General features: G+C 36.1%; 13 protein-coding genes. All 13 read right to left on the bottom strand.

What is annotated here, in order from left to right; translation table 11 throughout:
• Positions 1-277: 277 nt before the first annotated feature.
• Positions 278-550 (bottom strand): hypothetical protein, encoded by a 273-nt coding sequence (locus DESPCE1_RS0104185; RefSeq protein WP_019849584.1) that lies wholly within the window; start codon positions 548-550, stop codon positions 278-280.
• Positions 551-707: 157 nt separating this feature from the next.
• Complete coding sequence (locus DESPCE1_RS21730) at positions 708-1,358, bottom strand: HNH endonuclease signature motif containing protein (RefSeq protein WP_242835357.1); 651 nt, start codon at positions 1,356-1,358, stop codon at positions 708-710.
• 245 nt (positions 1,359-1,603) lie between these two features.
• Entirely contained in the window at positions 1,604-2,224 is a 621-nt protein-coding gene (locus DESPCE1_RS0104175; RefSeq protein ID WP_028305451.1) for a hypothetical protein, read from the bottom strand.
• Positions 2,225-2,582: 358 nt separating this feature from the next.
• Positions 2,583-2,771 (bottom strand): hypothetical protein, encoded by a 189-nt coding sequence (locus tag DESPCE1_RS0104170; RefSeq protein WP_014792785.1) that lies wholly within the window; start codon positions 2,769-2,771, stop codon positions 2,583-2,585.
• Between the two features lie 191 nt (positions 2,772-2,962).
• Entirely contained in the window at positions 2,963-3,760 is a 798-nt protein-coding gene (locus tag DESPCE1_RS0104165; protein ID WP_014792784.1) for a hypothetical protein, read from the bottom strand.
• Positions 3,761-3,818: 58 nt separating this feature from the next.
• Positions 3,819-4,613, bottom strand: coding sequence for a hypothetical protein (locus DESPCE1_RS0104160; RefSeq protein WP_019849581.1), 795 nt, complete (start codon positions 4,611-4,613; stop codon positions 3,819-3,821).
• Between the two features lie 132 nt (positions 4,614-4,745).
• Positions 4,746-5,000 (bottom strand): hypothetical protein, encoded by a 255-nt coding sequence (locus DESPCE1_RS0104155; RefSeq protein WP_019849580.1) that lies wholly within the window; start codon positions 4,998-5,000, stop codon positions 4,746-4,748.
• 161 nt (positions 5,001-5,161) lie between these two features.
• Positions 5,162-5,764 (bottom strand): hypothetical protein, encoded by a 603-nt coding sequence (locus DESPCE1_RS0104150; protein ID WP_019849579.1) that lies wholly within the window; start codon positions 5,762-5,764, stop codon positions 5,162-5,164.
• 172 nt (positions 5,765-5,936) lie between these two features.
• A complete protein-coding gene (locus tag DESPCE1_RS0104145; protein ID WP_014792782.1) occupies positions 5,937-6,797 on the bottom strand; it encodes a hypothetical protein in 861 nt (286 codons plus the stop codon).
• A gap of 322 nt (positions 6,798-7,119) precedes the next feature.
• Entirely contained in the window at positions 7,120-7,653 is a 534-nt protein-coding gene (locus tag DESPCE1_RS21725; RefSeq protein WP_019849578.1) for an HNH endonuclease signature motif containing protein, read from the bottom strand.
• 158 nt (positions 7,654-7,811) lie between these two features.
• Positions 7,812-8,645 carry a hypothetical protein gene (locus DESPCE1_RS0104135; RefSeq protein WP_019849577.1) on the bottom strand — a complete coding sequence of 278 codons (834 nt, stop codon included), beginning with the start codon at positions 8,643-8,645 and terminating at the stop codon, positions 7,812-7,814.
• Positions 8,646-8,781: 136 nt separating this feature from the next.
• Positions 8,782-9,399, bottom strand: coding sequence for a bis(5'-nucleosyl)-tetraphosphatase (symmetrical) YqeK (gene yqeK / locus DESPCE1_RS0104130; protein ID WP_019849576.1), 618 nt, complete (start codon positions 9,397-9,399; stop codon positions 8,782-8,784).
• A gap of 252 nt (positions 9,400-9,651) precedes the next feature.
• Complete coding sequence (locus tag DESPCE1_RS0104125) at positions 9,652-10,074, bottom strand: hypothetical protein (protein ID WP_019849575.1); 423 nt, start codon at positions 10,072-10,074, stop codon at positions 9,652-9,654.
• Positions 10,075-10,241: the final 167 nt, after the last annotated feature.

Raw genomic sequence — 10,241 nt, 5'->3', positions numbered from 1 at the left:
TCATTTAGACCTTGTATCCAATTGTTAAGCTCTTTCGTGGAGTTTGCATTAACATGACCTAAATCTAAGCAAATTGAAAATTAAGGATCACCTATTGCATCAACTAATTCTTTAAGAAGGTTAAAGTCATCTTCATATACATTCTCTATGTGGATTTCCATTGAATTGGGTTTATTAGATAAAAAGTCTGTCCAAAACTTTGTGGAATTGTCTAACCAATCTTTAGGAAAATATGTTTTAGGTATAAATCCGCTATGAAAGATAAGGTGTTCCGTACTTAGCTCCTTGGCCTTTTCAAAGGCGTTTTTGAATCTACTCTTACAAACTTCAACGATTTTGTATCGCAACTAGCTGGAACAAGGTCGGAAAATGGACCATGTACCGAACGTAGTTTTATTCCGCCCAACATTTGTTTTATACGGTCATTATGAGGTTGAGGGTTATCCATGACATCTGGAAAAAAGAAGTCATGCACTTCTATTCCTAAACTAAATTCCTTAGAAAGTAGATAAGATTCTTCAGACCGATTTGTGATTAATACATTATTCATGAGTCCAGTTCCCCCACCCCAATTTTTAGTCATATAAGAATAAGTGATAAATCTTAAATCCGCGCCGTTTCATATAACGTCCCGGCAGTTCCCGAAGCATCATACTACATTCATCAATTCAAAGTTTTGGGAACTGCCTGTTATGCGAAGGCCTGACTCATACCCCAGATTCTTCTTCGGAATATATCGTAAAAGATTTCTCTTTTCCCTCTTTCTTAAGATGCTTAATCATCTCTTCATCAGATGAAAATATATTTAATTCATCAGGAATATTATTTTTTTGAAGTTTTGTATTTTTAGCAGAGCACAGTGGTATGTGTATCTCACTTAAAAATGGTAACAAATAACCAAGAATAAAGTGTCTTTGCAATTCAAACATGTCATTATCATAACCACCATTTTCGTTTCTGTGTCCATCAATATCTAAATATAATGCTCTATTCAAATTGGGTTGGGTTTTTTGAGCAGTTCTAACAATTTCGAAGATCATTTGAGCCGACTCTTCGAAACTTTCATTTTCAAATACCACATGATAAAGTGCTATACCTTTATTCTTAAGACTGTTTAGAAAATATGGATCTTTTTCAATCTCTAGTAATGCTCCATCATTAGTCATAATAGTATTTTCAACCAGTTCAAACCAATAATCTCTCATTTGCTTTATTTGTTTTCTTTTATATGGATTGCCTCCATATAAGTCATGACACGAGGAACACAAAGGTGCAGCATTATCTAATGTATCTGGGCCACCTTCCTCTTGTGGAATAATGTGGTGTATTTCTACAAATGGCTCCCTACATATACACATCTAAAAGCCGATTTTCTCTTTGATTCTAATTTCACTTTCTCTGTAAATGACATCTACATCCTCCTCAAAAAAACCACAAATATATCATAATTAAAACTGAGTCAGGTTTTCAGATAACGTTTAGGAGTACCCGCAGCGTCTCAACCACATTCATCATCCTCTAAGTTGCGGGAAGTCTGTGTTATCTGAAGGATGCCGACCCCAGACTCAGAGGTTGCCTTGGACGGCAACCCCTTGAACACTTTCTATTGCACGATATCAACAAATGAAACTTCTGTAAAAACGCTTCCATATTTACGCAAATCATTCAAATCGCTCTGTAATATACCATTTTTATCATACAGCTCAACAATCTCAATATCAGATAAAGTTTTCGAATAAATAATATAGCCCAGGCCCACATTCTCCTCAATTATCTCTCCGTTTTTAAACTTAACTAAGATGTTCTGTATATTTACAGGTTTCTTAGTGTCAGTTTCCATTTCCCATTTCGTATTATTAAAATTTCCAAATGCTATGGTGTTATTTTCATACTCCAATAAATTTACACTAAAATACATACTAATTGGTGTAAGACCAGTTGCCCTCTTCTCAATTCTCTTATCGTTATTTATTAAAAACAGCTCAGTGCACGAATGCCCATCACCTGAGTATTTTTCTGCTAAAACCAACGTTTTATTGTCTATTGGCTTCTGAGCAAGAATCTTTAAGTCTCCTCTGTTCGTTGGCTCAAACCTCTTATAGTAAGAATCAACTAAGTCATTTACGGTACTTGATTTAGACTCTGAGTGTTCAGTGCACCCTGTCAAACTCAGTAACCCAGATATAATAAGAATGCAAATTATTGATAACCGTCTTCGAATCATTCTTATATAACTCCTCCGATTTACCACAATCTTACGCGCCATGGATGGAGCGTTCTCAGGCATCTTTCGGATAACGTTTAGAAATTCCTGCAGCGTCCCAACCACATGCATCATCCTCTAAGTTGCGGGAAATTCTGTGTTATATGAAGCCCCGGGCTTCAAAGCATTTCTCTAAAAATTGAATGTTGAAAGGACTACCTTAATAACAAAATAAATCCGAGTAGCATTTCTATATAAAAAGAATGCTTATAGATTCGATTCAACATAAGAAATGCCTATAGAATTACCCCAACAAACAGAATGCCTAAAGACCAACCACAGCAAAACGAAGCCTTGAAATGCCCCAAAAATAATTCCCTTACTCTTTTCTATTGAACCTTATCAGCTCATCTATCTTATTAATTAATGCTTCATCATTCCTTGTCTTTCTCTTAAAGAATATTATTGCGCTTATCATGAAGTAAATTACCAGCCCGAAAAATGCTATGTAAAATAAAAATGTAAGTGATGCAAAGAGCCCAAAACTAAAGTGTGTTGAAGCTGTCATTTCATTCTCCTCCATTTCAAATCATACTTTATATTTATTATCTATTTTAAGATCCTAAAAGAATTCTCCGAAACCGGGGTTTCATATAACGTTCTGGGTGTTCCCGTAGCGCAATACCACATTCATATTGGCCAAGTTACGGGAACACCTTGTTATAAGAAGTGGTGCGCCCCCAGAGATTGACTAAATCCTCAAAAACCTACACGAATGAATTTAAGGAATTCCTTTCCAAAGTCGGTTATGTATAATACTGTTAATCCTTCTTTTCCCAAATCTCTATGTGTATTCCCTGTAGTTTTTGAATCGATTAACAGTGATTTTGAAATTAGATCACATATATAATACTCATATTTTCCTTCAGTCTCTAAAGTAGTTAAATCAGGTGAACACTCCTTAATCCTTTCTTTTATTACCTCTTTGCAAGATTTACTCGTTAATGTGGATACTACTGCGATAGATTCACTAGTTATATCCATGCTACCGGATCTACCAGTATCCTTAAACATCTCCAATATTTCAATTTCTACAAAATCTAGCTTCATAATTAAATCTAAATATGTTTCTCTAAAATCTGACTTATAAGTTCTTTGAATGTTACCGATTAGGATGTTTTTGAATATTTCGAGTTTATATTTGCAGTTTGTTTCAACAACACGCTTAACGATAGAAAAATAAATATCATTAAAGTTCTCAGATGTAATCTTTTCCTTATCAATATAGATCCCTAAATCTCTTATTGAATCTATAAAACTATTAGTAAAATCGTTTAACCTTTGCTGTGCAATCCTACCCCTTATCTCAAAGAGGACTTCATTTAGCGCACCGCCCGCAACGGGAATAGCAGATAAACCTGATTTCAGTACACCAATCATTAACTCTTTTGTAGTACTACTCATAATATTCCTTTCCACATCTTCCGAATAAGCTCTCTTAACCGCGCACCATTTCTTATAACGTCCTGTGAATTCCCGACGCGTCCCAACCCGCATTCATCATCCTCTAAGTGTCGAGAAATCGCTGTTATGTGTAGTGTGGCAGACCTCAAATTTATACCGTATACGTACCATCAGCTAAATACTTTATCCATTGCTCACCTGAAAATGTACAATTTCCGCACAAAATTGTAGCTCTCGGCATCTGAGCTATAATCTTCGTTATTGCAAACCATAGGTCTACATCACTATCCTTATTTTCAATATGAAGAAATAGCCTACCTTCTTTATCTTCAACATGAAAAAAGAAAACACCAAAATCAGTTGTCTTCACTTTATCGGTTTTCTGTAAGAACCAGCCGGAATAATCAGGATAAGAAACTTTTTCGGGTAGTTTTGCCTCACTCCCAGCAAAACGCCATGACACATTAAATCCTTCTTTTTGTAACCAACTTATCCATTCCTCAGGTAACGGAACTTCCCTTCCAGGAATGGTAGCTATATACTCCCGCTCGCTGAGCCAAGGCTTTGTGATAGACTCAATATCAAATGGCCCATTTACAATTAACTCTTCACAGATAAGCGTTACAATTTCGGGAATATCGAATTGAATGCCCATACCATCATCTAAAAGCTCAATGCCCTGCATGCAATGTTCTGGATTAAAACAAGTCTTATCATCATAAGTCCACAATTTAATACCGCAAGCTTTAATAGTGAACTCTCTGACCGTACGAGGATTTCCTGCTCGGTAATCTCCCGCAATCTGATAGCCAATTCTAATATGGACTGACGAAAGTTTATTATCTGATAAGACTTCACTATTAAGCTCAGTTATATAACCATCCTCAAACCAATGGTTTTCTTCTAGAAAAGATTCCAATTCAGCCCGAGAGTTAATTCGTATCATCTATTCACTCTCCAAAAATTATCTCCGTAAGCCACATTACACATAACGTTTTGGGTATTCCCGGCGCGTCCTAACCACATGCATCATCCTCTAAGTGTTGGGAATGCCCTGTTATGTGCAGTATTGGCGCTTTCATACTTCAAGAGCGTCTTCTAAAAATTCAGATACTATAAGCCTCTCTCTTTTTACGTACACTGGCCCTTGAGGCGCATTAGTTGTATCTTTTACTGGGATAGGGTTAGTAAGTTTTTGCGCATTGCCCTTAAAAAGAATCATATATTTGCCGGTGTCTTTATATGGCTTTATTTCATGTACCTCCGCAATATAAGTCACTGCACTAACGGGCACAACTTGATAAGCTGCAATATACTTTATTCGATCTTTCATGGCTGCACCTATGCGAATAGCGTACCATTGAGAATTGTTTAAGAACTCAGTCTCAAATCCTTCTTCCTTAGCCGGAACTACAATGGTATCTGAATCGGCCCACCTTTGAAGTCTCTTATTTCTATCAAGGTTAGCAACGTTTTTTGTTTTACTACTAAGGATTATTTCTGGTTCTTCATAGTCTTCATATAAAGTATCAAATTCATATGCAAATTGTCCGTGGTAGAAACAAAACACTTCACTTCTAGTACAGATATATCGGCATTAATCTTTTCTAAAACCCGATGTAATTCTGGTCGTGCTTCATCTATTAGAACCAATCCTTTGAACTCGTTGTAGACAACCTTATCTAAGTAGTGATCAATGTTTCGGCTATTAGATGCTTTGCATCCTTGTTCGAGCCTTTTCAATTTATCTGGGTCCTTACTGATATGATTCATTAGAAATCCACGGATCGATGTTTGACTCTCTTCGAAACTCGTAGCAAACTTTAGCATTTGAATTCCGATATGTTTGAATGGATCATGCTTAACTATTTCATTTTCTATAACGTAAAGCTTAGGATCTCCTGCACTAGTCATATCAATCAAATAACCATCTGGAATACTCGCTACATTTTTACTCTTCATCACTTTCTTAATGTCCAAGTAGATTGTTTGTGGCCCAAAGACGTAGTCGCTTAATTTGACAACTACTTGCTCAAACTCATCTTCCTTTTCGAATGTGTAATTACTTAGAACATCGTTTCCAACAAGTAAAGCCATTTATATCACCTCGTTTTAATCCATACTGCCAATATTGCACATAACGTCTTGAGAATTGCCGAAGCGTCCCCACATGCATCTTTGCAAAGTTTCGGCAATTCTCTGTTATGTAAAGTCGCGCGCCCCCAAACTCAGAGGCCGACAGGACGTCGGCCCCTTAAACCACGCAAAATCATACTTTATCAATAATTTCATTAATCACATTCGATAATGAAGATGATGGACTCTTTTTCTGTCCAAAATCCCACCCTTTGTATGCAGTAAAAACACTTTCAGGGACAAAATCACCCTCTTGAGTTTTCTTACTCTTGATAATACCTATCATTTCCTTGAATTCTTGAGTACCCTTGGCATACTCAAAATTCACCAAAACACGAACAACGTGAACGATATCAAACCAATGAGTAGGATATTTTAACTTTCTAAAATTCTTTCCCATTCCAAACATATAAATTTTCCGTTCATTACTTATCCGCCAATGATAAAGCATTGCATTTATACCATTTTTGACAAACTGCTCATTATGATACTCTGGTAGAAGTGAGAAAACCTTTAAAGCATATAGGGTGGCTAATGGACAATGATCTTCCTTTCTGCCAGGTCCCCTAAATTTCTCAAACGAGCTTTTGCACCGCCAACCATTTTCATCGCTAACACTAATCAAATAGTTTATAGCCTTTATTACTCGGTCATCTTTCCCATATCCCATCTTTATGAGGAAGTAAAGAAGCAATGGAAAATCACATATCATCCATCCTAATTCTGGTAATCCAGTTCCCCCATAGTTTGTTGATATTTGTATTTGAGATAAAAAAGCCCCTTCACAACTTTGATTAGACAATATTTTCTCTGCTATTTGCTTAATGCCCTCATCCTTTGTATCATAGCCAGTATCTAGCAGTAGCCCAATCCTATGTATAAAATGATTAACGTCATTATGTCTTGAAATCGGCTCTCCATCATATGTTATACAAAAATCATATATTTCTTTAACCTTATCACTTTGTAAATTCAAAAAATCACTTTCTTTCATTTGAATCTTCAACGCATCTTTATAATTAATCCGCCACACGATGTGGCGGTTCGTGCGCGCGATTTTATATAACGTCCCGGCAGTTCTCGAAGCATCATACTACATTCATCAATTCAAAGTTTTGGGAACTGCCTNTTATGCGAAGGCCTGACTCATACCCCAGATTCTTCTTCGGAATATATCGTAAAAGATTTCTCTTTTCCCTCTTTCTTAAGATGCTTAATCATCTCTTCATCAGATGAAAATATATTTAATTCATCAGGAATATTATTTTTTTGAAGTTTTGTATTTTTAGCAGAGCACAGTGGTATGTGTATCTCACTTAAAAATGGTAACAAATAACCAAGAATAAAGTGTCTTTGCAATTCAAACATGTCATTATCATAACCACCATTTTCGTTTCTGTGTCCACAATATCTAAATATAATGCTCTATTCAAATTGGGTTGGGTTTTTTGAGCAGTTCTAACAATTTCGAAGATCATTTGAGCCGACTCTTCGAAACTTTCATTTTCAAATACCACATGATAAAGTGCTATACCTTTATTCTTAAGACTGTTTAGAAAATATGGATCTTTTTCAATCTCTAGTAATGCTCCATCATTAGTCATAATAGTATTTTCAACCAGTTCAAACCAATAATCTCTCATTTGCTTTATTTGTTTTCTTTTATATGGATTGCCTCCATATAAGTCATGACACGAGGAACACAAAGGTGCAGCATTATCTAATGTATCTGGGCCACCTTCCTCTTGTGGAATAATATGGTGTATTTCTACAAATGGCTCCCTACATACTACACATCTAAAAGCCGATTTTCTCTTTGCTTCTAATTTCACTTTCTCTGTAAATGACATCTACATCCTCCTCAAAAAAACCACAAATATATCACAATTAAAACTGAGTCAGGTTTTCGTATAACGTTCTGGGATTCCCGACGCGTCCGAACCACTTGCATCATCCTCTAGTGTCGGGAATCCAGTGTTAGACGACGTATTCGCACTCTTTAGCACAACTAAACATAGAATTGTGAATTATCGACTTCAATATCTTCAGCACTAATATCAAATTCGAGAGGGGTTTCTACATCTATTTTTAGCGAAATATTAAATGGATACGAATCCTCCATTCTTAAACCGTCTCCACGTCTATAATCCCCATCTGAACCGTATTGATGCTCAATATCTACGCTTCCACAAATTGTAACATGGATATATTCATTATCGATTGAATCAATAGATATATTCTCTATCGAACTTCCTTCAATCCAATAATGCGTAGCTAACACATCTAATTCTTGTATTACATCAGATATTAAAGCCAGATTAATAACTTTCCATAAACGCATCTCATAAGCCGAAATTATTTCTTCTCGAAGACCATCTATAGAATCCAAGAATATATTCAGAGCATTAAGTGAGTTTAATACAAAGTTATCACCAACTTGAGAATCTATATTATAAGTTTGCTCTTCGATGTGAGTATACCTATTTAGGTTCTCAACTACACTTTTCATAGTTCTCCAAATTCTACCCAAATCAAAATTTAATTCTGTCACAATAAAGTCATCATCGAGTCCGCCTTTAATTGCATAAAATACCCTTTGCTTACGCGAAATTCCTTTTGGCTTATCTGTTTCATTTTTATACCATTTGCAAAGCAAAACATTTTCATCTGGAGCTAACCTAGTAAAGATATGCCTAGTTAATTCACGAAAGCTATATGCAAAGTTATTATAACGTAAGGGATTTGCGTAGTCGGTTAAACCTGTAATAGATGCTTGAAACAAACTTGCTTCAAAGTTAGCATCGAGTCGTTTGCTTATAGAAAAAACAAGATCACTTAACACTTTCTTCACTCCTACCTAGCATATAACCCCAAAGCGAATATGTCGTCTAACGTTCAGGAATTCCCGCAGCGTCCTAACCACATGCATCATCCGCTAGTTGCGGGGAATTCTGTGTTAGATGAAGGTCCGTCTTACGTCATGCATAATCTCCTATTTCATAGTTATTCCAAGCATCAATTAGCCATGGATGTATAGAGTCCAATTTATCCTTCTGGTTCCAATTCCAAGTTAAGAAGCAACTGACTGCCTCGTCAAGAGATTTTTCAAGTGCCTTCTCAAGTTCAGTCCTAAACGGAGAGTGTTCTTGATCCCAAGACATTTTATCTGCAAGGAATAATACTTTATCAAGTGTAGTTGCATTAGCACATAGTGTTGTATGGCAACTAATAGCATGAAGGAGACCGTCATTTTTTACTTTAAAAACATTTTCTGCAATTGCTGCTGACAATTTACCATGAATCAAATATGGTACCACTTTCTCAGCAGTAACCGGTTCTATACCCAATTCAATAGAGGTTTGTAGCATTTGAGACGTTGGCAAAATCAAACTAATATCATGTAGTAGTCCTGCACAATATGCGAGTTTCAAATCAACATTATAAATTTTGGCTAGATGCTGGGCTGTAATAGCAACTGTTAAAACATGTTTAGCTACGTCTTGTCGCCCATGATGATTAAGAAGGCCTAATGCATCAGAAGTAATATCTTCAGATAGTAAAAACCCTCCAAAGATATTTGATAACGATTTATGCATCGAAAAACCTCCTATTAGTTGCTAGGACTTTCATTTAACGTCTCGAGGAGTCCCGCAGCGTCATACTACATTCATCATCCTCTAGTTGCGGGACTCCTCTGTTATATGACGTTTCCTGCCCCGCGAAGCCAGAGCGCCATGGAAGGCGCGCCCCTAGGTGTTCAAGCTGTCGCACATTATAAGAAGAAGTCATAACTAAAATGCAAATTATGTTCGTAATCCTACTTCAAATCTGATTTTATTGCTTTTACTTTAGTCAACTAATAAATCAGAGAAAAACATACCTTCGATTATATTTACAAAAATAGTTCCGTTATCGTCTTTAATGGTATAGCCTTTGCCTCCCCAATATACAGTATCTTTATTCGCAGAAATATCCACCTTTTCACCGTTTTTTAAGTGATATGTAATAGTTATAAACGGAGCTTCTTGTTCAGGCGTCCCTAATTGATAATTCAAAAAATTTAGCATATTTACAGCCTTTTCGATATCTTCGTATTCAGTAAATGCCCGTATATCATCAGTCAAATTAGTGTCAGCTATCTCAATGTAAGAAACATCTTCCTTTTTGGGCTGCCCAATTAATGGAACACCATGCAACCAAAAGAAACCAATAGAAACGAATACCATGCTTAAAACCACTGGAAGAATATACTGCTTGATTATTTTTTTCATCTTTTCACAACCTTAAAAAAACAAAACTATTCTACTGCACATTTTCTACAAGTACGAAATTAAGTTCTCGTCTAAATTCCGCCATGGACGGCGGGCGGTCTTGCAGGAAATGGCATATAACGTCCTGGGTGTTGCCGTAGCGTCAAAATACATACATATAGACTAAG

Source organism: Desulfitobacterium sp. PCE1, assembly GCF_000384015.1.
Taxonomy (GTDB): domain Bacteria; phylum Bacillota; class Desulfitobacteriia; order Desulfitobacteriales; family Desulfitobacteriaceae; genus Desulfitobacterium; species Desulfitobacterium dehalogenans.
This window is presented reverse-complemented; position numbering and strand designations above follow the sequence as displayed.

What these genes read in the sequence shown, in the direction of transcription:
- yqeK (WP_019849576.1), bottom strand. Translation starts at nt 9,399, where the DNA reads ATGCATAAATCGTTATCAAATATCTTTGGAGGGTTTTTACTATCTGAA.
- DESPCE1_RS0104125 (WP_019849575.1), bottom strand. Translation starts at nt 10,074, where the DNA reads ATGAAAAAAATAATCAAGCAGTATATTCTTCCAGTGGTTTTAAGCATG.
- DESPCE1_RS21730 (WP_242835357.1), bottom strand. Translation starts at nt 1,358, where the DNA reads ATGTGTATATGTAGGGAGCCATTTGTAGAAATACACCACATTATTCCA.
- DESPCE1_RS0104175 (WP_028305451.1), bottom strand. Translation starts at nt 2,224, where the DNA reads ATGATTCGAAGACGGTTATCAATAATTTGCATTCTTATTATATCTGGG.
- DESPCE1_RS0104155 (WP_019849580.1), bottom strand. Translation starts at nt 5,000, where the DNA reads ATGAAAGATCGAATAAAGTATATTGCAGCTTATCAAGTTGTGCCCGTT.
- DESPCE1_RS0104165 (WP_014792784.1), bottom strand. Translation starts at nt 3,760, where the DNA reads ATGCGGGTTGGGACGCGTCGGGAATTCACAGGACGTTATAAGAAATGG.
- DESPCE1_RS0104145 (WP_014792782.1), bottom strand. Translation starts at nt 6,797, where the DNA reads ATGAAAGAAAGTGATTTTTTGAATTTACAAAGTGATAAGGTTAAAGAA.
- DESPCE1_RS0104150 (WP_019849579.1), bottom strand. Translation starts at nt 5,764, where the DNA reads ATGGCTTTACTTGTTGGAAACGATGTTCTAAGTAATTACACATTCGAA.
- DESPCE1_RS0104160 (WP_019849581.1), bottom strand. Translation starts at nt 4,613, where the DNA reads ATGATACGAATTAACTCTCGGGCTGAATTGGAATCTTTTCTAGAAGAA.
- DESPCE1_RS0104170 (WP_014792785.1), bottom strand. Translation starts at nt 2,771, where the DNA reads ATGACAGCTTCAACACACTTTAGTTTTGGGCTCTTTGCATCACTTACA.
- DESPCE1_RS21725 (WP_019849578.1), bottom strand. Translation starts at nt 7,653, where the DNA reads ATGTCATTTACAGAGAAAGTGAAATTAGAAGCAAAGAGAAAATCGGCT.
- DESPCE1_RS0104185 (WP_019849584.1), bottom strand. Translation starts at nt 550, where the DNA reads ATGAATAATGTATTAATCACAAATCGGTCTGAAGAATCTTATCTACTT.